Raw genomic sequence first — 22,434 nt, 5'->3', positions numbered from 1 at the left:
CCTCTCAATGAACCACCAGCATACACATACACCCCCAAGTTTTGCCCACTCCCCTGATTTTGAATGGACAAGACAGCAATTCGATCTGCCAGAAGGCATGATCTATCTGAACGGCAACTCACTTGGCCCGATGCCGCGCGCCTCCGTGCCTGCCATGACCAACTTTCTCACCGACGAATGGCGTACAGAGCTGATCAAGGGCTGGAATACCAAAAACTGGTTCACGCAGACCAACACGCTGGGTGACCGCGTCGGGCATTTGATTGGGGCGGGAGCGGGCACCACGGTGGTCGGCGACACGCTGTCGATCAAAGTGTTTCAGGCCGTTGCTGCCGGCATGGCCATGGTGCCGGAGCGCCGCGTGGTTTTTTCGGACAGCGGCAATTTCCCCACGGATCTTTATATGGTCGAGGGGCTGATGAAACTAAAGGATGCGGGCTACACCCTTCACACGCCCGCCCCCGAGGATGTTATGGAGGCCATCACCGAGGAGGTCGGCGTGGTGATGCTGACCGAAGTGGATTACCGAATGGGCCGCCGCCATGACATGAAAGCCGTTATTGAAAAGGCGCATGCAGTTGGGGCAGTGGTCGTGTGGGACCTGGCGCATTCAGCGGGCGCGGTGCCGGTCGATGTGGGCGGATTTGACACCGATTTCGCCATCGGCTGCACCTACAAATACCTCAATGGCGGCCCTGGCGCCCCGGCTTTTATATACGTCGCGCCCCGCCTGCTGGAGACGGTAGAGCCGTTCCTGTCGGGCTGGTACGGCCACGAGGCACCTTTTGCCTTCGACACCGACTACCGTCCGATGCCGGGCAAGATCGAGCGGATGCGCATCGGCACACCGTCGATCGCGTCCTTCGCGCTTTTGTCGGTTGCATTGGACATCTGGGACAAGGCCGACATGGGCGAGGTTCACGCCAAGTCCATCGAACTGTCAGAGTTGTTCATCCGCGAGGTTGAAGCCCGATGCCCCGGCCTGAAGTTGGTCAGCCCGCGCGATCCGGCCGCGCGCGGCAGCCACGTGTCCTTCGCATTCGAGCACGGCTATGCCGCCATGCAAGCGTTGATCGCTGACAACGTGATTGGTGATTTTCGGGCCCCTGACGTCATGCGCTTTGGCATCACACCGCTGTTCGTGAATGAGGCCGATATCATCGATGCCGTCGACAAGCTGGAACGCATCCTTGAGGAAGAACGCTTCAAGGACGCGGAATTCCAGAAACGCGCGTTGGTCACGTAGACTCTCATCACGATGAGGCCAACGGCTCGGATAACGCAGAAAAAATTGGCTGAAGAATTGCCAAAAGCGACATGAAGTGGCGTGAAGGTGTTAGCCGGGTTGCGTGTCAGTATCTTATCAGCGCGACAAGGGTCGGTGATGGCGTCGCCAGCACAAAGTGCACACCCTCTTTCACCATCCTGAACGCCGGGATCTTGCTTTGTCGTTTGCGCGATGAGGAGAGATTTCCATCTCCATCGCTCAAACGCTTGATAGGAGTTGGATTTATGGAGCGTCCACAACATTATCGCTTTCACCAGGGTCAGAAGACCCTGCCGTTTTCAGATGCCGAATATGAGGCGCGCCTAGGCAAACTGCGCGCGCAGATGGCTGAGATGGGCGTCGACGCTTGCGTCCTGACGTCGATGCACAACGTCGCCTATTATTCAGGTTTCCTCTATTGTTCCTTTGGTCGTCCCTACGCACAGGTTGTGACGCCCACTGAAACCGTGACCTTCAGCGCTGGCATCGACGCGGCGCAGCCGTGGCGGCGCGGTTATGGCGACAACATCACCTACACCGACTGGCAGCGGAACAACTACTGGCGCGCGATCCAGTCCGTGACAGGGTCGGGCAAGGTCATTGGCTTTGAAGGCGATCACATATCCTTCGCGCAGTTGGGTTTGCTGGATGAATTCCTGTCCCCGTCGGCGAAGAAAGATATCGCACCCACGACGATGAAACTGCGTATGCACAAGTCTGCGGCTGAGATTGAACTGATCCGCGCAGGTGCTGCGACCGCTGACGTGGGTGGCTATGCGATCAAGGATGCGATCAAAGCAGGCGTCCGCGAGGTCGATGTGGCGATGGCAGGCCGTGATGCCATGGAGTTGGAAATCGCCCGGCGTTTTCCGGACAGCGAGATCCGCGATACCTGGGTCTGGTTCCAGTCCGGCATCAACACCGATGGGGCCCACAACCCGGTGACAACCCGCGTTCTGGAGCGTGGCGATATCCTGTCGCTCAACACCTTCCCGATGATCTCAGGCTACTACACCGCGCTGGAACGGACATTGTTTGTTGAAGAAGTTGACGCCGCCAGTCTGAAAATCTGGGAAGCCAACGTCGCCGCGCATGAGCTAGGCATTAGCCTGCTGAAGCCGGGTGCAACTTGCGCCGAGGTTACGCACAAGATCAACGATTTCTTTGCAGAGCATGATCTGCTGCAGTACCGGAGCTTTGGGTACGGCCATTCCTTCGGCGTTCTGTCGCACTACTATGGCCGCGAGGCGGGTCTGGAGTTACGCGAGGACATCGATACGGTGCTTGAGCCGGGCATGGTGATCTCGATGGAGCCGATGCTGACCATTCCCGAAGGTCAGCCCGGGGCAGGCGGCTACCGCGAGCATGACATCCTTGTCATCACCGAGGATGGCAACGAAAACATCACGGGTTATCCGTACGGCCCTGAGTTCAACGTGGTTGGCTAGTTTGCAGACATCTGAAGTGAGCAATAACTATTGCTCACTTCATTCACTTTTCTGTTTGTTTTTCTGGTGCGCAGAAGGAGAGTTTCCAAACCGGTCCTTGTAGTGGCGGGAAAGTACTCCAGTAGAACTGAACCCGCTCGCAATGGCAATTTCCGCAACAGTCATATCAGTTTCAACGACAAGTGCGCGTGCTCGATCCAGCCGGATGTTGCGGTACGCAATCATGGGGCTTTCCCCCAAATATTGCTTGAATTGACGCTCGATCTGTCGACGAGACAGCCCGGTTATCTCACTCAGCTCATCAAAGGATACCGGCTCTTCGATATTGTTGTACATCGCCTGAACGACCTGAACCAATTTGGCGTTGCGGGTACTTAGCGCGCGAGCAAGTGAGGACCTTTGTGCTGCGTGCGGTGCCAATTCACCGTAGTTGAGGCACATGTCAGAGACGACAATCGCGAAATCCCGACCATAATCGCGCTGGATGATCGAAAGCATCATCTCGGTTGCAGCAGCACCGCCACCACATGTCCAGAGATCACCGTCAATCTCGAACCGCTTCGGCGAAGGGATCAAGTCAGGATACCTTTCCACAAACCCGGGCTGGTTTTCCCAATGCATGGTGAAGATGCGATCGTTCAGCAAACCTGCACGTGCAAGAGTGGCGGCGCCCGTACAAATCCCCCCGACCTTGCCACCAAAGCGGACGTGTTTGCGAAGCCGCGCAACCGTCGCGTCTGACGCCGCGTCCAACCCCTGATTGCCTGAGCAGACCAGCAAACGCAGGTCTTTTGGCAAGGAATCCAGGCTGCCATGGACGCTTACATCCATCCCGGAAGATGAGGTGATGGCCTGACCATTCTCGGAAAAAACGGTCCATCGATAGAGTGGCTTTTGCGCAAGCTGATTGGCGATACGCAGTGGATCAAGGGCAGCACTGAAGGCCAGCAGCGTGAAACGCGGCAAGAGCAAGAACCCCAGATCCAAAGGTACTTTGAAGTCTTCCACAGGGAAGAAAAACGCACCTTCCGGGACTACTTCAGGTCCGAGGCCAAGATCAGGGTCATTTTGGTTCACCACAACGGCAATGCTAATGGCCCGAGCGGCCTTGTCCAAGCCGACATCGAGAATTTGGGGTGGACCCAGTGGCACATACCGCTATTCGGCCATTTGCCGGTCGACTTGTCGTTCTTCGTTGATCATGGCCTGCAACTGGCGGCGGAAGCGCAATTGCCCGCCGTCAATGGGCAGATCAATATGTGGCGAGGTCTTGTTGCTCATGCCCTTTTGCACTTCGTTCAGCACGTCCCTGTCCTCTTCGAAAGCGTGCTGAACGTCTTCGGACATCATCCTGGAAAGCTCGTCGTCATCGGGCCTGATGTTGCGCAATTGGAACCAGTAATAGCGCGTCCGCCCCTCATCTGTGGGGGTCATGAAATTGTAGCTGTCCATGATGAAGGTGTTTTCGTGCAACGAACCGTCCGGCCCTCCGGTGCCGGCGGGGGTGAACACCGCCTTGATGAGCGCATGGGACGGATAGCGCACTTCGTAATGCTGAAGGCGGTCGCAGTTGCCCTCGAACTCCACCACTTTTTTGTAAAATGGCGCGGGTTCGTGATCCATCATCCAGCGGTGCACGATCACGCCATTTTCGGTTTTGGTGATCCGCAGCGGCGTGTCCTTGGTGGCGTCCGCGGCAAAGCTGCTTTGGTGCACCCATGCCACGTGGGTCGGATCCAGCAGGTTGTCGCACATCAGCAGATAGTTGCAGTCCAGTTCCATCGCGGCACCGCGATTGATGCCCCAGGCCGGGTTGTCGTAATTCTCGATCTCGAAGATGTCGGCCGGATCGGCCAGCGCGGGGTTACCCATCCAGATCCAGACCAGCCCGTATTTTTCGTGCAACGGATAGGCGTGCACCTTGGCATTGGACGGGATTCCGCCGGATCCGGGCGCCCAGACGCATTGGCCGACGCAGTTGAATGTCAGGCCGTGGTAGCCGCATTCGACAGTATCGCCTTTGATGCGCCCTTTGGACAGGGGCAGCTTGCGGTGGGGGCAGGCGTCTTCGAGGGCGACAAGCGCGCCAACCTCGCTGCGGAACACGCAGATTTTCTCGCCAAGCACCATGATCTGTTGCAAGTCGCGGGTTATCTCATGATCCCAGGCGGCGACGTACCAGGCGTTTTTCAGGAACATGTGTTATCTCCCCAGAATGCCGGGCAAGTTCAGCCCTTTTTCGCGCGCGCAGTCCAGCGCGATGTCATAGCCCGCGTCGGCGTGGCGCATGACGCCGGTGGCCGGATCATTCCACAGGACATTGGCGATCCGGCGATCCGCGTCTTCGGTGCCATCACAGCAGATCACCATGCCGGAGTGTTGCGAGAACCCCATGCCGACGCCGCCGCCGTGGTGCAGCGACACCCATGTCGCGCCGCCTGCGACGTTCAGCATCGCATTCAGGAGTGGCCAGTCTGAAACCGCGTCAGAGCCGTCTTTCATCGCCTCGGTTTCGCGGTTGGGCGAAGCCACCGACCCACTGTCCAGGTGATCGCGGCCAATGACCACAGGTGCCGACAACTCGCCATTGCGCACCATCTCGTTGAAAGCAAGGCCGAGCTTGTCGCGCAGGCCCAGACCGACCCAGCAGATGCGGGCGGGCAGGCCCTGAAACGCGATCCGCTCGCGCGCCATATCGAGCCAGTTGTGCAGATGCGGGTCGTCGATCAGTTCCTTGACCTTGGCATCGGTCTTGTAGATGTCCTCGGGATCACCCGACAGCGCGCACCAGCGGAACGGCCCGACGCCGCGGCAAAACAGCGGGCGGATATAGGCGGGCACGAAGCCGGGGAAGGCAAAGGCGTTCTCAAGCCCTTCCTCCTGCGCGACCTGGCGGATGTTGTTGCCATAGTCCAGCGTCGGCACGCCTGCGTTCCAGAAATCGACCATCGCCGCGACCTGGATCTTCATCGAGGCGCGCGCGGCAGCCTCGACAGCCTTGGGATCGCTTTCCTGCTTTTCGCGCCACTCCGCAACGCTCCAGCCTTGGGGCAGGTAGCCGTGGACCGGATCGTGGGCCGAGGTCTGGTCGGTGACCATATCCGGCCTGACGCCGCGCTTGACCAGTTCGGGGAAAACATCGGCGGCGTTGCCGATCAGAGCCACGGACTTGGCTTCACCCGCCGCAGTCCAGCGCTCAATCATCGCAAGCGCTTCGTCCAGATCGTGCGTTTTCTCATCCACATAGCGCGTGCGAAGACGGAAATCGGCGCGGGTCTCGTCGCATTCGACAGCCAGACAGCATGCACCCGCCATCACCGCGGCCAGCGGCTGCGCGCCGCCCATGCCGCCAAGACCCCCAGTTAAGATCCACCGACCTTTCAGGTTGCCTTCATAATGCTGGCGGCCCGCTTCCATGAAGGTTTCATAGGTGCCCTGCACGATGCCCTGCGTGCCGATGTAGATCCACGACCCGGCGGTCATCTGGCCGTACATCGCCAGGCCCTTTTTATCCAACTCGTTGAAATGATCCCAGGTGGCCCAATGCGGCACTAGATTGGAGTTGGCGATCAACACGCGCGGCGCATCCTTGTGCGTGTTGAACACGCCTACGGGTTTGCCCGATTGCACCAGCAGCGTTTGTGTATCGTCCAGATCCTTGAGCGCCGCGACGATGGCGTCAAAGTCTTCCCAGGTGCGCGCGGCACGGCCGATGCCGCCGTAAACGACCAGCTCGTGCGGGTTTTCAGCTACATCGGGATGCAGGTTGTTCATCAGCATCCGCATGGGTGCCTCGGTGAGCCAGCTTTTGGCGGTGATCTCGGGGCCGGTCGGGGGGTATATGTCGCGCAGGTTGTGGCGGGGGTTGGTCATGATGTGCCTCCTAGGGTCGGGGCCAGATCGGCCAGAGTGGTCAGGATTTCGGCCAGATGCGGGCGCAGCTTTGCCGCTTTGGTTTCGTCATAGGCCCAGGGCGCGGCTTCGTCTTGCAGGTAGGTGGACTGTGCCAGTTCCATCTGGATTGCATGGACGCCCTGTGCGGGCTGGCCATAATGCCGCGTGGTCCAGCCGCCCTTGAACCGGCCATTGGACGTGCTGGAATAGTCTGCGGCCCTTTCGCAGATCTGACGTGCGGATTGCTCAACGGCTGGCGCACAGGTGCGCCCCTGGTTCGTGCCGATGTTGAAATCCGGCAAGGTGCCTTCAAACAGGAACGGAATGCGCGACCGGATCGAGTGGCAATCATACAGGATCGCGCAGCCGTGCAAGGCATGCACGCGCTTCAGCTCGGCTTCCAGCGCCGCGTGATAGGGCGCGTGAAAAGCCGCGCGGCGGGTGTCGATATCCGTCGCCGTGGGCGGTTCGGCCCAGATCGCGGCACCGTCAAAATCGGTGAGCGGGACCAGGCTTGTCGTGTTCTGGCCGGGATAAAGGCTTTCCCCCTGCGGATCACGATTGGCGTCGATCACGTAGCGATGGAAATTGGCGGTAACGGTCGTCGCGTCGGGCAGCAAGCCCGCATAGAGCCGGTCGATATGCCAATCTGTATCCGCCAGCTTGCGGCCATTTTCGTTCAACGTCGCCATGATGGCGTCAGGAACGAAGGTGCCTGTGTGCGGCAGGCCCAGAACGACAGGGCCGCTGCCCTGGGTAACGGAAACCGGATTCATGCCGCGTACCCTCTGACAAAGGCAGGCAGGTCCACAGACGCGGCCAACGCACCGTTTTCCACCAGAGCAGCGGCCGCCTCAAGTGAGGGCGCCATGTAGCGGTCTTCGGCAAGGCTGGGCACGGCCTCGCGCAAGGTTGCCATCGCCACCTGAAGCGGTGCGCTGGTTTGCAGGGGCGCGCGGAATTCGATGCCCTGCGCACCGCACATCGCCTCCACCCCGAGGATCACGTTCAGGTTCGCGTTCATCCGCAACAGGCGGCGCGCGGCATGGGCTGCCATGCTCACGTGATCTTCCTGGTTGGCAGAGGTGGGCGTACTGTCGGTGGTGCAGGGGTTCGCCAGATGCTTGTTTTCGCTCATCAATGCGGCAGTCGTCACCTCGGCGATCATCAGGCCGGAGTTGAGGCCGGGATCAGGCGTCAGGAAGGGCGGCAGATCAAAGCTGAGCGTTGGATCCACCATCAAAGCCACGCGCCGCTGTGCAATCGCGCCAATCTCGGAAATGGCGACAGCGATCTGATCAGCGGCAAAACCAACGGGCTCCGCGTGGAAATTCCCACCCGAGACGATCAGATCGTCCTCGACCAGAACCAACGGATTGTCGGTGACAGCGTTGGCCTCAACCTCAAGCGTGCGCGCCGCGAAATGCAGCAGGTCCATCGCGGCGCCCGTCACCTGTGGCTGGCAACGGATGCAATAAGGGTCTTGCACGCGGGTGTCGCCGTCCTGGTGGCTTTCGCGGATTTCCGAGCCCTCCATCAGCGCGCGTTGGGCGCGGGCCACAGCGTTCTGGCCGGCATGGCCGCGCAGGGTGTGGATGGCATCCTGCAAAGGCGCGGTGGAGCCCATGATCGCGTCGGTGGACAGCGCACAGGTCAGCACGCTGGTCGCGGCATTACGCCAGGCGCCCCACAGACCCACCAGCGCGCAAGCGGTCGAGAATTGCGTGCCGTTGATCAGGGCCAGCCCCTCTTTGGGACCCAGGACAATGGGCGTGATCCCCGCCTTGGCCAGCGCCTCACCGGCCGGCATGCGGGTGCCGTCATAGGTGGCTTCACCCTCTCCGATCATCGCTGCGGCCATATGGGCGAGCGGGGCCAGATCGCCGGACGCGCCAACCGACCCCTGGCTGGGAATCACCGGCGTGACGCCGCGCGCAAGCATGTCTTGAAGGATCTCGACTGTGGTCATGGCAACGCCAGAGGCACCGCGCCCCAGCGACAACAGCTTGAGCACCATCATCAGTCGCGTCGTGGGTTCGTCCAATGGCTCTCCCACACCGCAGCAGTGGGACAGGATCAGGTTGCGCTGCAGAGTGGCCACGTCTTTTGCCGCGATCTTGACGCTGGCCAGTTTGCCAAACCCAGTGTTGACGCCGTAAACCGCCGCGTCACCGTTGGCGGCCATTGTCACCAGTTTCTGCGCAGCGGCGATGCCGGCATGGCAGGCAGGGTCTAGCGCGACAGCATGGCCTTTGGCCCAGATGTCCTGCAACTGGGCCAGGGTTGCGGCACCCGGCGTAAGCGTGATTGTCATAGCGATCCCCTGAAGATGCGTTGGTGAAGCGGGTTGAACCCAATGCGGTAGGCAAGTTCTGCCGGGTGGGTCACGTCCCAGACACACAGATCGGCCTGCGCCCCTGCGGTGATGCGCCCGCGATCGGCCATGCCCAAAGCCGCCGCCGCATGGGCGGTCATACCCAGCAAGGCCTCAAGCGGTGTCATGCGAAACAGCGTGCAGGCCATGTTCATCGCCAGCAGGGGCGAGGTCAGCGGGGATGAGCCGGGGTTGCAATCGGTGGCCAGCGCCATCGGCACGCCGTGATTGCGAAAGGACTGGATCGGCGGGCTTTGGGTTTCGCGCAGGGTGTAGAACGCGCCGGGCAGCACGACAGCCACCGTGCCAGACGCCGCCAGGGCTTGCGCATCCGCATCGGTGGCATATTCCACATGATCCGCGCTGAGCGCGCCGTATTCTGCGGCAAGCTGCGTGCCGCCGATGTTTGACAACTGCTCGGCATGCAGCTTGACCGGCAGCCCCAATTCCACGGCGACGTCAAAGACGCGGGCGATCTGGCCTGTGTCAAAGGCGATGCCCTCGCAAAACCCATCCACCGCATCGACCAGCCCTTCGGCATGGGCGGCGCGCAGGGTGGGAATGCAGATCTCGTCGATATAGGCGTCGGGCCTGCCCTTGTATTCGGGCGGCACAGCATGGGCACCAAGAAAGCTGGTGCGCACTTCGACAGGCCGCGCCTGCGCGATCTGACGGGCCACGCGCAGCATCTTCAACTCGGTGTCCTGATTCAGACCGTAGCCGGACTTCACCTCGATCAGGGTGATGCCTTCCGCGATCAGAGCGTCCACGCGGGTCAGCGCATCGGCCAAGAGCGCGTCCTCGGAGGCCGCGCGGGTTGCCGACACGGTGGATACGATCCCGCCGCCTGCGCGGGCCACCTCTTCATAACTGGCTCCGTTCAGGCGCAGCTCAAACTCCGCCGCCCGGTTGCCACCAAAGACAACATGCGTGTGACAGTCGATCAGCGCGGGCGTGACAAGCCGTCCGCCCAGATCATGCGTTTGCGCGTCGGCATAGGCTGCGGGACGCTCTGCCGCCCGACCGACCCAGGCAATGCGGGTATTCGCAAGGGCAATCGCGCCGTCTTCGATCAGACCGTAGGTCTGGTTGTCTTTCAGTGTCGCGATCGTGGCATTCGTCAGGAGCATGGCCGACTCACTTGCAAATTACGGTGCTTAATGTCTTTATGTGCGTACATAATAACCTGTCAAGCGGAGTGTGCCATGCAGATGATCTGGGCTGAAACGGCCTTGTTGCCGACCGGCTGGGCGAACAAAGTGCTTGTCGAGATTGACGGGCAGGGCCGGATCGGCGGCGTGCAACGCGGGGCCTCTGCGCCGGATCAGGCCACGCAGGTTCCGCTGCTGCTGCCCGCGCCGGTCAACGTGCACAGCCATGCGTTTCAACGCGCCATGGCGGGCCTGACAGAACGCCGTGGCCCTGATCCAAGCGACAGCTTCTGGACCTGGCGGCAGCTCATGTTCCGCTTTCTGGACCGTCTGACGCCCGAGCATATCGAGACGATCACCGCCTTTGTGCAGATGGAAATGCTTGAAGCGGGCTACGGCGCGTCGGTCGAATTCCACTATCTGCATCACCAGCCCGGTGGCGTTGCCTATGACGATATCGCGGAAACATCCGCCCGTGTCGTCGCGGCGTCGGATCGCACCGGCATGGGGCTGTGCCTGCTGCCTGTGCACTATCAGTTCGGCGGCTGTGATCAACGCGGGCTGAGCGCGGGGCAAATCCGGTTCGGCAATACGTTCGAACAGTTTCAAACGCTTCATGACGCGGCAGCGGCCCTCATCAAACAAGCATCCGCCGACAGCGCCATCGGTGTCGCCCCGCATTCCCTGCGCGCGGTCGGGATCGAGGATCTCAAGGGCTACAACACCGCCTTTCCCGATGGACCCATTCACATGCACCTTGCCGAACAACGCGCAGAGGTTGCTGAGGTTGAGGCGCATTGGGGCGCGCGGCCGGTGGCCTGGGCGCTCGATAACATGCAGTTGGATGGGCGCTGGTGCCTGATCCATTGCACCCAAATGACACCGGACGAGACCATCGCGCTGGCCCGTTCCGGTGCCGTCGCCGGTCTGTGTCCGATCACTGAAAGCAGTCTGGGGGACGGGATCTTTGACGCGGTGCGCTGGCTGGACAATGGCGGGGCTTTTGCCATCGGGTCAGACAGCAACATCCGCATTTCGCTAAGCGAGGAATTGCGCACGCTGGATTACTCGCAACGCCTGCGCGACGGCACGCGCGCAGCACTGGCGACGCCGGACAAATCGACCGGTCGGCGAATGTTCGACGGGATGCTGCAAGGCGGCGCACAGGCCTCTGGCCGAAAGACCGGGCGCATCGAGGCGGGATGCTGGGCCGATATGCTGGCGCTGGATACACTCTCTGAACATATGTGGGGCAGGCAGCTCGACACCGCGCTGGACGCCTGGATTTTCGCAGGCGACGATCGCCTGGTGACGGATGTTTGGTCCGCTGGCCGCCATATGGTAAAGCACGGCCGGCATGTGCAGCGCACCAGTATTGTCGCTGCCTATAAACGCACGATTGACGCATTGAGAGACGCCTTGTGAACTCGCCCACGTTTCGGAACTGGCAAAGCGTGCAGGACGAAGTCCTGCGCCGCATTCATGCCCGCGAATGGCCGCCCGGCGCCCTGATCCCCAACGAAGCCGATCTGGCGATCGAGTTTGGCTGCGCCCGGTCCACGGTGAACCGTGCCTTGCGATCCTTGGCTGAAAGCGGTTGGCTTGACCGTAAACGCAAGGCGGGTACTCGGGTTGCCGCGCAACCGGTTGCCAAGGCAACGCTTGATATCGCGGTGATCCGGCATGAGGTCGAGGAACACGGCGCGACCTACGGCTATCAATTGATTTCGCGCAGCGTTGCCGTGCCGCCGGCCCCTGTCAGCGGGACGATGAAAACCAGAGCGCAAGACAAGCTGCTGAATCTGCGCGCGCTGCATCTGGCCGATGACGCGGCCTATGCTGTCGAAGACAGGTGGATCAATACAAGCGTGGTCCCCGACGCTGCGGCGGAACCGTTCGATGTGCTCAGCGCCAACGAATGGTTGATGCAACACGCGCCCTACACGCACGGGGATATCGCCTTTTCCGCCGTGCAGGCCGACCAGCAGGATGCGGAGGTGCTTGGGATCGCCCCCCACAGCGCCTTGTTTGCCATTGACCGGGTGACTTGGGACAACGCAGTATCCGTCACAAAGGTCAGGCTGCTTTTTGCGCCCGGCTACAAACTGCGCACGCAAATCTAGGTGGCCCGCGTTTCGGCTTTTCCAGAACCAAGGACATTTCCATGCGGCACATCCAGCATTGGCAGACGGCCCTGGCACAGCATTGGGGCATCACTGCGGAGCTGAGCCCGCTTGACGGTGAGTATGATCTGAATTTTCTGGCGAAAGCCGATGATGACAGCGGGTACATCCTCAAGGTCATGCGCACGGGATGCGAAGCGTGGCTGGTGGATATGCAGGTCAGCGCCTTCGAGCACATCACCGCGAAACGACCTGACCTGCCGTGTCCGGTGGTTGTACGGGCCGCCGGGGGCGCATCGGTTGTGACTTTGAAGGACGAGACAGGCGCGGAACGCCTAGCCTGGGTTCTGCGCCAACTGCCAGGGCGCTGCTATGCCCATGTGGCGCCAAAAAGTCGGGCGCTGATCCACCAGATCGGGCAGGTGCTGGGCGGGACGGCCCTGGCGCTGGCAGATTTCGAGCATGCCGGTTTGGTGCGTGATTTCAAATGGGATCTGATGCGCGCCGGGTGGATCGCGGATCAAACGGGTTGCATCCCCGATCCGGCGCGGCGTCGGATCGTCGAGGGGATCCATGCCCGGTTCGCGGCGCTGAAGCCTGCGCTGGATGCCCTGCCGCATCAGGCGATCCACAACGACGCCAATGACTACAACATCCTGGTCGAGGGCACATGGAACGACGCGCGCCGCGTGTCCGGCCTGATTGATCTTGGCGATATGTGCGCCGCCCCGCGTGTGTGCGATTTGGCCATTGCTGCGGCCTACATCGTGCTGGATCATCCAAAGCCCGAAGCCGCGTTGGCGGCCTTTGTCGCGGGTTATCACGAGGCCAATCCGCTTGCGGCGCAAGAGGTGGACTTGATCTGGCCGCTGCTGCGGATGCGGCTGGCGGTAAGCGTTGTGAACTCCACCTTGATGGCCGCAGAGAACCCCGATGACCCCTATGTCACGATTTCGCAGGCGCCCGCGTGGCGGTTCCTGGAAGGCTGCGCGCTGCACGGCGGATTGCTCAGCGCAAGGCTGCGTGCTGCCTGCGGCCTGCCCGTGGTCGAAGGGGCGGACCGTGTGGCGACATGGCTTGACCGGGAACGCGGGCATTTCGCGCCCCTGATGGGGTGCGATCTGTCGCAGGCCCCATTGGGGTCCTTGTCCGTCGAGGAATCGGCCTGGCCGCAGAACCCGTTTCATATGCCCCTGGAAGAAGCCGCCCGCGTGGGCGAGGAATTCGAGGATCACGGGCGCATGTGGCTGGGCTACTATCACGAGCCACGCCTGATCTATGCCGAGCCTGCCTTTCGCAAGGGGCCATGGAAGGCCAGCGACCGCCGCACGGTGCATCTGGCCGTCGATGTGTTTGCACCCGCCGGGACGCCAATGTTCGCGCCTTTGCGGGGCGAAGTGTTCATCGCGGAGTATCGCGCGGGGCATCTGGATTACGGTGGGGTGATCATCCTGCGCCATGAAACGCCCGAGGGTGATCCGTTCTTCACGCTCTATGGGCACCTCGACCCAGAGTTTCTGGACCGCCTGCGCGTGGGTCAGGTGATCGAGAAAGGTGAGGAATTCTGCCGCCTTGGTGATCCAAGCATGAATGGCGGCTGGGCACCGCATGTGCATTTCCAGCTTGCGCTGACCACTGAAGGGATCGAGGCCGACTGGCCCGGTGTGGGCGATCCTGACGAGATGTATCTGTGGCGCGCGGTCTGTCCCAACCCGGCCGCCTTGCTGAACCTGCCCGACGACAAGCTTTGCTATGTCCCGACAGACAAGGCTGGGATCAGGCAGGGTCGTGAGGCGCATTTCGGCGGCAATCTCAGCCTGACCTATGATGACCCCGTGATGCTGGTGCGCGGCTGGCGGCACCATCTCTTTGACGAATGGGGCCGCCCCTATCTCGACGCCTACAATAATGTGCCGCATGTGGGCCACGCCCATCCGCGCATTCAGGCGGTGGCGGCGGATCAGCTCAGGCGGATCAATTCCAATACGCGTTATCTGCATCCCGCGCAGACCGCTTTTGCGGACAAGATCCTGTCCAAGATGCCCGGCCACTTGCAGGTCTGCTATTTCGTGAACTCGGGGTCTGAAGCGAACGAGTTGGCTCTGCGGCTAGCGCGGGCGCACACCGGTGCCAAAGGTATGGTCACGCCCGATCATGGCTATCACGGGAACACTACGGGTGCGGTCGATATTTCTGCTTACAAGTTCAACAAGCCAGGCGGTGTTGGCCAGGCCGATTGGGTGGAGCTGGTGGAAATCGCAGATGACTACCGCGGCTCGTTCCGCCGCAACGACCCTGAGCGCGCCCAGAAATTCGCAGACCTTGTCGATCCTGCGATCGCGTCCTTGCGGCAAAAAGGGCAGGGCGTCGCGGGGTTCATCGCCGAAACCTTCCCGTCGGTTGGCGGTCAGATCATTCCGCCCAAAGGCTATCTGTCGGCGGTCTATGCCAAGTTCCGCGCGGCGGGCGGCATCTGCATCGCGGACGAAGTGCAGACCGGGCTGGGGAGATTGGGTGAATACTATTTCGGCTTCGAACACCAAGAGGTGCTGCCGGACGTCGTCGTGCTGGGCAAACCAATTGGCAATGGGCATCCAATGGGAGTGGTCGTCACGACCAAGGCAATTGCGGAGAGCTTTGACAACGGGATCGAGTTTTTCTCGACCTTCGGAGGCTCAACCCTGTCCTGCCGGATCGGACGTGAGGTGCTGCAGATCGTGGACGATGAAGGCTTGCAGGAAAACGCCCGCGTGATCGGCGGCCAGTTGATGGCAGGTCTGAAAGCGCTGGAAGCGAAACATGATTGCGTGGGCGACGTGCGCGGCATGGGGCTGTTTCTGGGGGTGGAACTGATCCGGACCGATGGCTCTGAGGCCACAGAGATATGCGCCTACGTCAAGAACCGCATGCGCGATCACCGCATCCTCATCGGCAGTGAGGGGCCAAGGGACAATATCCTCAAGATCCGCCCGCCGCTGACAATTGAGGCGGAGGATGTGGGGATGATCATCGCTGTTCTGGATCAGGTCCTTGGCGAATGTGCCTGACTTCACGGTGAAAGCACATCAAGTATGGCGCGGAAATCGGGGCTGTCTTCCCGCAGGCTTGACCAGATCAGGGAGATCTCTGTTTTCGCCTGTGGCGTGGCAATCGGCACGGTCACAAGGGGTTTGCCGTCATAGCTCAGATCACCGGGCGGGCGGGAATAGCTGATGCCGACACCCACACCATTGGCAGCCAGCGATCGCATCATCTCCAGCGATGCCACCTTTTGCTGGATCACCGGTGTCAGGTGCATCCGCGCGAACAGATCGCGCATGAATCCCTGCGACAGGTCCTCATTGAACAGGATCAGGGGTATGCCCTCGAGGTCGGACAGTTCCAGCTCATCCCGTCCGGTCAGGGGATGATCAATTTCGACAAAAGCCACAGGCGCAATATCGGTCAGCTTGCGGCGCATGAAATTCCCTTCGAACCCAACATCATAGGAAATCACGAAGTCCAACAGTCCTTCGGCCAAATCGCGCGCCAGATCCGCAAAACGCCCTTCGCGTCCCGAAAAGGACAATGCTGGAAAACGGTCCGCAAGTCGTTTGAGCGCGGGCGCCAGATACCACGGCGCGATGTCTGCAAAACAGCCAACGCCCCAAGTATGCGTAGCGTCGTGGCCCTGCTCAATCTCGGTTGCAAGCGTCAACAGGGACCGCGCCTGCGCTATGAGACGGTGCCCGAAAGGGGTGATCTCGATTGCTGACCCTTTTCCGCGCAGGAAGATCGCTCTCCCTAGGTGTTGTTCGACCCGAGTGATTGCGACCGAAAGCGATGGCTGCGACACATTCAGTTGCGCCGCTGCTTTGGTCAGACTGCCTGCGTCGGCAACGCCGACGATATAGTCATACTGGCGCAGGGTAATGTTTAACATTACGCTATTATTAGTATGATAAAATATTATTAGAAGTTAAATCTTTTGTTGCGTATGCCTGCCCCGAATACGGAGGATCACAAGATGCACGCACTTCTTACCCAAGACCATGTCGATACCTTCCAGCGCGATGGCGTTGTGCTGATCAAGGGTCTGTTTGCCGATCATGTCGAGACGATCCGCGCCGGTATCGAACGCAACATGAAAGAACCCGGTCCCTATGCTGCCGAGAACCTCAAGGAAGGCGAGGGCGGCCGTTTCTTCGATGACTATTGCAACTGGACCCGCATTCCCGAATTTGAAGAGGTGATCCGCAACTCCGACGTGGGTGAAGTGGCCGCCGACCTGATGCAATCGAAGCGCGTTCAGGTGTTCCATGATCATGTGCTGGTCAAGGAGCCGGGCACGTCGAAGCCGACGCCCTGGCATCAGGACGGCCCATATTACTTCGTCGACGGAATGCAGAATGTCAGCTTCTGGTCGCCGATGGACACGGTCAGGGGCGCAAGCCTGCGCTGTGTCGCGGGCAGCCATGCCTGGGAAAAGCCCGTGTTGCCGACCCGTTGGCTCGCAGAGACCAGTTTTTACCCGAACGAGGATGACTACATGCCGGTGCCGGATCCCGATGCCGAAGGCATGGAAATCCGCGAATGGGAGATGGAGCCGGGTGATGCGGTGGCCTTCAACTATGGCACGCTGCATGGCGCGCGCGGCAACACCACAGAGTCCCGCCGCCGCGCATTTTCCTTGCGCCTCGTTGGGGATGATGCCCGCTATGTAGAGCGCCCCGGTCCGACCTCGCCGCCGTTTCTGGGCCATGGCATGACACCGGGGCAGATGCTGCGCGAAGATTGGTTTCCTGTGATCTACCAACGGACCTAACGACTTCTGAAAGGCCCCGTGCTCATGACACAGCCAGATCATTAATCGCCCGTGCTGGCGATTGTGACGATCCTGCAACAGCTTTGCTGTCGTTGGCCTCGTCGAGGATACGATGAATTCGGGCGGCGACCCTGCCGCGTTCATCACACTCGTCGATGCGCAAACCCTGCAATCGCAACTTGCCCCGCCAGCCCAGCGAGTCCAGACCGCGCGGGGTGCCGGCCTGCTGGAAAGCGCCGACACCGTTGCGGCGGTCATCGCCCGGCTCGAACCCGCGGCCGATCCGCAGGGTGTCGCCACCACTGTTCGTCAGTGGAAGCACCTCGGCGCGCTGACGCAGGCAGAGCAGGAGGCGATCCTGATCGGGTCGGTCGTGGACCGCGCCAAGCGGCAGATCGGCCTGTTCCTCGGTATTCTGCTGACGGTCTCGGCCGTGGTGATCGCGCTGATCATCTACACGATGACGATGGAAAAACTCAAACAGATTGCCACCTTGAAGCTGATCGGCGCGCCCGATCGCACCATCGTCAGCCTGATCGTGCAACAATCGCTAGCCCTGGGTATGGTTGGCTGGAGTTTCGGCCTGATCCTGATCCTGCTGGTCAAGGACTACTTCCCCCGCTGCGTCGTGCTGGAGCCGGTGAATGCGGCGGCACTCGGCGGGATTATCATCGTGGTTTGTATCGTCGCCAGCGGGCTTGGTGTCCGCGCAGCGCTGAAGGTCGATCCGGCAACAGCGATCGGAGGCTGAACAATGGATGACGCGCGCCAGCCCCTGATCGAGATCGCCGGCGTCTCCAAGCATTTTGGCGAGGGCGAGGCGCGCGTCGATGCGCTGCGCGACATTGGCCTGACCGTACGCCGTGGCGAGGTCGTGGCCCTGCTGGGCCCGTCGGGGTCGGGCAAGACCACACTGCTCAACGTCATCGGCTGCATCATCGCGCCGACCGTAGGCCGGGTGACGCTGGACGGCGAACTGGTCTATGACAACCGCGCCCTGCGCGGCGATCTGCGCCGCCTACGGCTCGACAAGATCGGCTTCATCTTTCAGTTCCATAACCTGCTTCCGTTTCTCAACGCGCGCGACAACGTCGCCTTGGTGTTGACGCTGGCAGGTCGGTCGTCTGCGGAGGCTCAAGCGCAGGCTGTGGAGTTGCTCGATTATCTTGAAGTAGGCCATCGAAAGGACGCCATGCCGGCACTCCTGTCCGGAGGTGAAGCGCAACGCGTGGCCATCGCGCGCGCGCTCGCTAACAGTCCGCGCATCATCCTTGCGGACGAGCCTACGGCGGCGCTGGACAGCAAACGCGCGGGGATCGTGATGGATCTTCTGCGCAAACTGGCTGCCGAACAGGATGCCTGCATTGTCGCCGTCACCCATGACGAAAAGATCTACGACCGCTTCGACCGTTTGTTTCATCTGCGCGATGGGGTTCTGGAAGTTCAAGGAGAGGAAGCGACGTGAAGAACCGTGCATACAAGAGCTGGCCAATACGAACGGCTACCGGCGTAGCCATTCTGTTCGGCCTCCTGACGATCCTGTCAGGTGGTCGCGTGCTGTTCGGGGATGACACGGCGCGGGCAGCCGCGGGGAACGTCGTCTGGTTTGTCCTGTGGTTCAATTTCCTGTCAGGATTTGCCTATGTGCTGGCGGGGGTCGGGATCGCGACGCGGCGTCGCTGGGCGGCCTCACTTTCGATCCTCCTGGCGATTTCTATCGCGGTTGTGTTCTTGTTTTTTGGTTTCCGCATCTTGTCCGGCGAAGCCTTCGAGATGCGAACGATGGGCGCAATGACCCTACGCCTGGTCGTATGGGTTGCCATAGCTATGGTGAGCCGCAGGAGCACTTTTTCTAATCAACAAACTGCGGAGTGAATTTGGTTGATGCACTCCGTGCAGGTGTCATGCCACGCGTATCTGGCATAACGTCAATATCTTTAACATAAACTTCATTATGCGATTTTATACTTAGTGTTGCGATAGTATATTATCGTATGTATGCTGACCCTATTACAGAGGGTCCTCAGCATGCGTCATCTATTCAAGAAGCTCCTCCCCTCGGTCGCAGTCGCTCTGACTGTGACAAGTACGTCTCTGCCGATGCCCGCCCGCGCGCAGACATACCCAATCGATTGCGCGATCCTCCTGTGCCTGTCTGGCGGCTGGCCTGCTTCCGTCCCTTGCGCACGAGCGCGCGCCGAATTCATTCGACGCATTACGCCATGGCCGGTGGAACCGCCGCTTCAAATCTGGCGCTGTCCTATGGGCGCGTCCCTTCAGACCGCTCCAGCAGAAGACAGTGCAAACCGCATCTTTGAAGCGTTTTTCCAGAACAACAGCACTAGACCGCGACAGTCTTTTCCAGCGCGCGTTCCCGCTGATCCAATTATGGCTGCTTGGCGCATTCCAGAAACACCTAGTGACTTCGTTCCTGCCGACCAGGCCCTTCGGCTCATTCGAGATCGCGCGGACATCGATATCAGCGGACCTGAGTTCAACTTCGTACGATCCATCCGAGTCTTCGATGTCCGGTATGCGCGACAGCATGAATCCGGACGTGACGGCGACTGCAACCGTAGCGCCACCGTGGTCCTCGGCACATACGGAACCCAAGGCGATTTCGCCTGGCAGAGGTCTTCCATCAGCGCCCTACCCTCCGCCCATATCGGCCTCGAACGCTGGGGCCAGAACTGCCCCGGCATCTATCACCGTTCTGTCTTCGTCGACTGGCGTGACTATGAAGGGCACTACGGCTTTGAGCAGGTGAACTACTAGCACCGACAAAGACAGCGTTGGCATTCGTCCGTGTCGGCGTAAGTGCTCGGACCTACTCAATCACCGGTCGTTCGCTGCTGTCGAAGCCTAGGTCAGCTGACGGGACTCTTCAGACTTTCGCTGCACATGCTCCAATGTCTGGTCTCGCCCATTCGACTTCTAGAATGTTCCTAGGCCGACACATCACTTATCCTGACGCTCTTGCGCATAGGCCAAGGCCTCGAACACGTACGCTTCGTAGTCGCCTTCATGTTCTTGCGGGATCAAAACCCATTCCTTGAAGCGCTTTGTGGTGACATTGAATTCGATGCCAATACCGCAGGTGATGAGGTCATTCACCCGTTCAGCAGATACCTTGATGATCAACGCCTCCGGCTTTTCTAACATCATCGCAAGAAAACCGCCCCGATATCGCAGGCAGGGGGCACTCATCATCGTCGATGTTTCGACGCCATCCTGCGCGAGGATGGCGCTGAGCGCGCTTTCGTAACTCATTTGAAGGCCTTTTCGGTGAATTCCAAAAGCGGCAGGTTGTTGTCTAATTTCCGCGCGCCCATCAGCATCCCCTTTAGCCCATGTTCGCGAAGGTTGTTCAGCGACAAGGCGGCATTGGGATCAATTGGAACGGCGCAGGGTGCGCCAAGCTTCATAAACGGCTTTGATCCTGACCCGTGATCCACGTCCCCTTTGATAAGGGGACGAACCTGATCAAGGATTTCGGCCAAGTCATACCCAATCCCCAGGACCTTGCTGCGGAACCCGATTTGTTTGTAGGGGGCGGCCAGGTAGATATAGACGATGTCACCTGTCGCCACCTTTGCGTTCATCGGCCAGTAGGTTTCAGAGCGCTCAAAAGCCAAAAAAACGTCGTAAAATTTGGTGTTTGCCGGAATGAGCCAGGATGCCATCGTGTCATACCTCGATAGTGTTTGTGAAAAGGCCGTCTTTTTTAGACGACCGTGATAGCAGCCCACAGGGCCGTAACGGCCAAAACTATGTTTGTTGCAAGACCGCCAACAAAGGCCATCGTACGGGGTCCACCAGCTTCTTTTCCAACGCCAATGTAGTAAATCAGCCAGAAGGCCATACGAGACGCAAAGTGGAGCCCCGCCAACCAGTTTACCAACGAGGGCGAAGCCCCGGCAGCGACAGCAACAAGCAACGCCCAGCCAAACGCCGGAAGGCTTTCAGCCGAGTTCGAAAATGTCCGCAAGACACGGAAGCTGAATTTTGAATGGTCAAACCTGAGCGGCATTCCAGGTATTTGTTCTTCCTTGTTGAAGGAAAATGGAGCCGTCAAAAGGTTCTGAACCAAGGTGGTCAGCGACAGGGCGGCCAAAACGATAATGGCCGGCTGATAGCTTGCCAGAAACGGCAGGGCGTCAAAGAGAGAGTTCATTTTAGAGGTTCCTTGTCGGCGGGACTTACATGTCCAGTTCGATGGCTTCAGCAATTTCAATTGTGCCTGTGCCGCTGAGGTGTGGATTGCTTTTCGCCCTAACAATCGCGTCCTCGATACTGTCAGCCTGGAGGATTGTGATTCCAGAAAGCCGATTCACCCCGCCACCGTCCACGACGCCGTCTGGCGTTAACGTCTTTGATGCTCCGGTAGGCGTGCTTGGGCCAGAAATGGCATCGCCAAGTCCATCTTGCCACACTTTCCAGTGCCGCATCAGTTCGGCCCCTTGCTCTGGTGACTGGACGTCGGGTTTTCCGTGATATGCGAGAATAAACTGCGGCAACTTTTGTACTCCTAATTGTCTGTTCACGATTCGTTATAGAAATGCCCTAAATATGTTAAAGAACATATTTAGATGAGTGCTACGCTGCTGTCAGTTAGGAGATTCTCAATGCCGTACAGCGCGGAACACAAACGCAAGACGAGGGCCAAGATCATTGAGACGGCTCGGATCTTGTTCAACAAGTACGGGTTTCAGATGGTCACGATTGATATGGTGATGTCAGACGCAGGTCTCACCCGTGGTGGATTTTACAACCACTTCAAGAACAAAGAAGAGCTGTTCAGTGAGGCGGTTCAAAGCTTTCTGATGGGCCGTGGCGCGAAATGGCGGGACGATGCGGGCATTGACCTGTCGGACCTGAAGCCGGAAATGGCGCAGCACATGATAGACGCCTATTTGTCTCGTAAACACTTGGGCGATCTCGATGGTCAGTGTCCTATGATCGCTTTGCCTTCTGATGTCGCGCGCGCTGACACAGCAACGCAAGAATCGTTTCAACGCCTGTTAGAGGCGATGGTTTGGCTATTTGAGACCAATATGCAGCCTAGCTCAGGGGATGACAGGCGCGACGCCCAAGCCCTAGCCGCACTCTGCGTCGGTGGCATGGTCTTGGCCAAGGCACTCCCAGACTCCGATCTGGCCGAGAGCGTTCGTCAGTCCACCTATCTGACCGCAACGGCGCTATTTCAAAAGCGATCGCTCGCTACCGCATCCAATACGCTCGCTGATAATTGCTCCTGAGAGCGGACATACATCAACGTCGCAGCATTGATCATTAAGGGCTCATACCTGACCTCGAGGGCAGCGCGGCAACCTGTGATATGGTGCTTTGGTCAACGTCGGGTTGTCGTTGTGG

General features: G+C 59.8%; 22 protein-coding genes. 11 read left to right on the top strand and 11 right to left on the bottom strand.

Going from position 1 to position 22,434, the window contains the following annotated elements:
* Window positions 1–7: 7 nt before the first annotated feature.
* Together kynU and IF204_RS18455 are read left to right on the top strand one after the other, a co-directional pair.
* A complete protein-coding gene (gene kynU, locus IF204_RS18460) occupies window positions 8–1,246 on the top strand; it encodes a kynureninase (RefSeq protein WP_194098562.1) in 1,239 nt (412 codons plus the stop codon).
* A 266-nt stretch (window positions 1,247–1,512) separates the two neighbouring features.
* A complete protein-coding gene (locus IF204_RS18455; protein ID WP_072704134.1) occupies window positions 1,513–2,715 on the top strand; it encodes an aminopeptidase P family protein in 1,203 nt (400 codons plus the stop codon).
* Window positions 2,716–2,754: 39 nt separating this feature from the next.
* Here IF204_RS18455 and IF204_RS18450 read toward each other — a convergent pair whose 3' ends face one another.
* Genes IF204_RS18450 through hutI form a run of 6 tightly spaced genes read right to left on the bottom strand, consistent with a single transcriptional unit; the run spans window position 2,755 to window position 10,113 of the window.
* Window positions 2,755–3,831: a GlxA family transcriptional regulator gene (locus IF204_RS18450; protein WP_228069645.1), complete on the bottom strand. Its 1,077-nt coding sequence runs from the start codon at window positions 3,829–3,831 to the stop codon at window positions 2,755–2,757.
* Window positions 3,832–3,873: 42 nt separating this feature from the next.
* The gene (locus IF204_RS18445; protein ID WP_072704131.1) at window positions 3,874–4,914 is read right to left on the bottom strand and encodes an aromatic ring-hydroxylating dioxygenase subunit alpha; all 1,041 of its coding nucleotides are present in this window, start codon (window positions 4,912–4,914) and stop codon (window positions 3,874–3,876) included.
* A 3-nt stretch (window positions 4,915–4,917) separates the two neighbouring features.
* The gene (hutU, locus tag IF204_RS18440; protein WP_108887217.1) at window positions 4,918–6,588 is read right to left on the bottom strand and encodes a urocanate hydratase; all 1,671 of its coding nucleotides are present in this window, start codon (window positions 6,586–6,588) and stop codon (window positions 4,918–4,920) included.
* Window positions 6,585–7,385, bottom strand: coding sequence for an N-formylglutamate deformylase (hutG, locus tag IF204_RS18435; protein ID WP_093994250.1), 801 nt, complete (start codon window positions 7,383–7,385; stop codon window positions 6,585–6,587). The genes hutU and hutG overlap by 4 nt, the downstream gene beginning before the upstream one ends.
* Window positions 7,382–8,923 (bottom strand): histidine ammonia-lyase, encoded by a 1,542-nt coding sequence (gene hutH, locus IF204_RS18430; RefSeq protein ID WP_194098561.1) that lies wholly within the window; start codon window positions 8,921–8,923, stop codon window positions 7,382–7,384. The genes hutG and hutH overlap by 4 nt, the downstream gene beginning before the upstream one ends.
* Window positions 8,920–10,113, bottom strand: a complete 1,194-nt coding sequence (hutI, locus tag IF204_RS18425; RefSeq protein WP_194098560.1) for an imidazolonepropionase — start codon at window positions 10,111–10,113, stop codon at window positions 8,920–8,922. Before hutI ends, hutH begins: the two co-directional genes overlap by 4 nt.
* A gap of 75 nt (window positions 10,114–10,188) precedes the next feature.
* Here hutI and IF204_RS18420 point away from each other — a divergent pair, with 75 nt between their 5' ends.
* Genes IF204_RS18420 through IF204_RS18410 form a run of 3 tightly spaced genes read left to right on the top strand, consistent with a single transcriptional unit; the run spans window position 10,189 to window position 15,304 of the window.
* Complete coding sequence (locus IF204_RS18420; protein ID WP_194098559.1) at window positions 10,189–11,559, top strand: formimidoylglutamate deiminase; 1,371 nt, start codon at window positions 10,189–10,191, stop codon at window positions 11,557–11,559.
* Window positions 11,556–12,257: a UTRA domain-containing protein gene (locus IF204_RS18415; RefSeq protein WP_072704116.1), complete on the top strand. Its 702-nt coding sequence runs from the start codon at window positions 11,556–11,558 to the stop codon at window positions 12,255–12,257. Before IF204_RS18420 ends, IF204_RS18415 begins: the two co-directional genes overlap by 4 nt.
* Before the next feature lie 41 nt (window positions 12,258–12,298).
* Window positions 12,299–15,304: an aminotransferase class III-fold pyridoxal phosphate-dependent enzyme gene (locus IF204_RS18410; protein ID WP_194098558.1), complete on the top strand. Its 3,006-nt coding sequence runs from the start codon at window positions 12,299–12,301 to the stop codon at window positions 15,302–15,304.
* 2 nt (window positions 15,305–15,306) lie between these two features.
* Here IF204_RS18410 and IF204_RS18405 read toward each other — a convergent pair whose 3' ends face one another.
* Complete coding sequence (locus tag IF204_RS18405; RefSeq protein ID WP_194098557.1) at window positions 15,307–16,179, bottom strand: LysR family transcriptional regulator; 873 nt, start codon at window positions 16,177–16,179, stop codon at window positions 15,307–15,309.
* An 84-nt stretch (window positions 16,180–16,263) separates the two neighbouring features.
* On the opposite strand from IF204_RS18405, the gene IF204_RS18400 reads away from it, so the two are divergent.
* From IF204_RS18400 to IF204_RS20340, 5 genes are all read left to right on the top strand, one after another.
* Window positions 16,264–17,061, top strand: a complete 798-nt coding sequence (locus tag IF204_RS18400) for a phytanoyl-CoA dioxygenase family protein (RefSeq protein ID WP_093994260.1) — start codon at window positions 16,264–16,266, stop codon at window positions 17,059–17,061.
* Window positions 17,062–17,173: 112 nt separating this feature from the next.
* On the top strand, window positions 17,174–17,812 hold the full coding sequence (locus IF204_RS18395; protein ID WP_228069644.1) for an ABC transporter permease: 639 nt from the start codon (window positions 17,174–17,176) through the stop codon (window positions 17,810–17,812).
* 3 nt (window positions 17,813–17,815) lie between these two features.
* Window positions 17,816–18,526 carry an ABC transporter ATP-binding protein gene (locus IF204_RS18390; RefSeq protein ID WP_194098556.1) on the top strand — a complete coding sequence of 237 codons (711 nt, stop codon included), beginning with the start codon at window positions 17,816–17,818 and terminating at the stop codon, window positions 18,524–18,526.
* Complete coding sequence (locus tag IF204_RS18385; RefSeq protein WP_160764844.1) at window positions 18,523–18,936, top strand: hypothetical protein; 414 nt, start codon at window positions 18,523–18,525, stop codon at window positions 18,934–18,936. Before IF204_RS18390 ends, IF204_RS18385 begins: the two co-directional genes overlap by 4 nt.
* A 153-nt stretch (window positions 18,937–19,089) precedes the next feature.
* Window positions 19,090–19,836 carry a hypothetical protein gene (locus IF204_RS20340; protein ID WP_194098555.1) on the top strand — a complete coding sequence of 249 codons (747 nt, stop codon included), beginning with the start codon at window positions 19,090–19,092 and terminating at the stop codon, window positions 19,834–19,836.
* A 183-nt stretch (window positions 19,837–20,019) separates the two neighbouring features.
* Here IF204_RS20340 and IF204_RS18375 read toward each other — a convergent pair whose 3' ends face one another.
* From IF204_RS18375 to IF204_RS18360, 4 genes are read right to left on the bottom strand one after another with little or no spacing between them, the layout of a single operon-like run.
* Window positions 20,020–20,331: a hypothetical protein gene (locus IF204_RS18375; RefSeq protein WP_194098554.1), complete on the bottom strand. Its 312-nt coding sequence runs from the start codon at window positions 20,329–20,331 to the stop codon at window positions 20,020–20,022.
* On the bottom strand, window positions 20,328–20,744 hold the full coding sequence (locus IF204_RS18370; RefSeq protein WP_194098553.1) for a hypothetical protein: 417 nt from the start codon (window positions 20,742–20,744) through the stop codon (window positions 20,328–20,330). The genes IF204_RS18375 and IF204_RS18370 overlap by 4 nt, the downstream gene beginning before the upstream one ends.
* A gap of 41 nt (window positions 20,745–20,785) precedes the next feature.
* Window positions 20,786–21,235 (bottom strand): MAPEG family protein, encoded by a 450-nt coding sequence (locus IF204_RS18365; RefSeq protein ID WP_194098552.1) that lies wholly within the window; start codon window positions 21,233–21,235, stop codon window positions 20,786–20,788.
* Window positions 21,236–21,260: 25 nt separating this feature from the next.
* Window positions 21,261–21,578 (bottom strand): hypothetical protein, encoded by a 318-nt coding sequence (locus IF204_RS18360; RefSeq protein ID WP_194098551.1) that lies wholly within the window; start codon window positions 21,576–21,578, stop codon window positions 21,261–21,263.
* A 108-nt stretch (window positions 21,579–21,686) separates the two neighbouring features.
* On the opposite strand from IF204_RS18360, the gene IF204_RS18355 reads away from it, so the two are divergent.
* A complete protein-coding gene (locus IF204_RS18355; RefSeq protein WP_194098550.1) occupies window positions 21,687–22,319 on the top strand; it encodes a TetR/AcrR family transcriptional regulator in 633 nt (210 codons plus the stop codon).
* The last annotated feature ends 115 nt before the right edge of the window (window positions 22,320–22,434 follow it).

The sequence above is a fragment of the Marivivens aquimaris genome, from assembly GCF_015220045.1.
Taxonomy (GTDB): Bacteria; Pseudomonadota; Alphaproteobacteria; order Rhodobacterales; family Rhodobacteraceae; genus Marivivens; species Marivivens aquimaris.
This window is presented reverse-complemented; position numbering and strand designations above follow the sequence as displayed.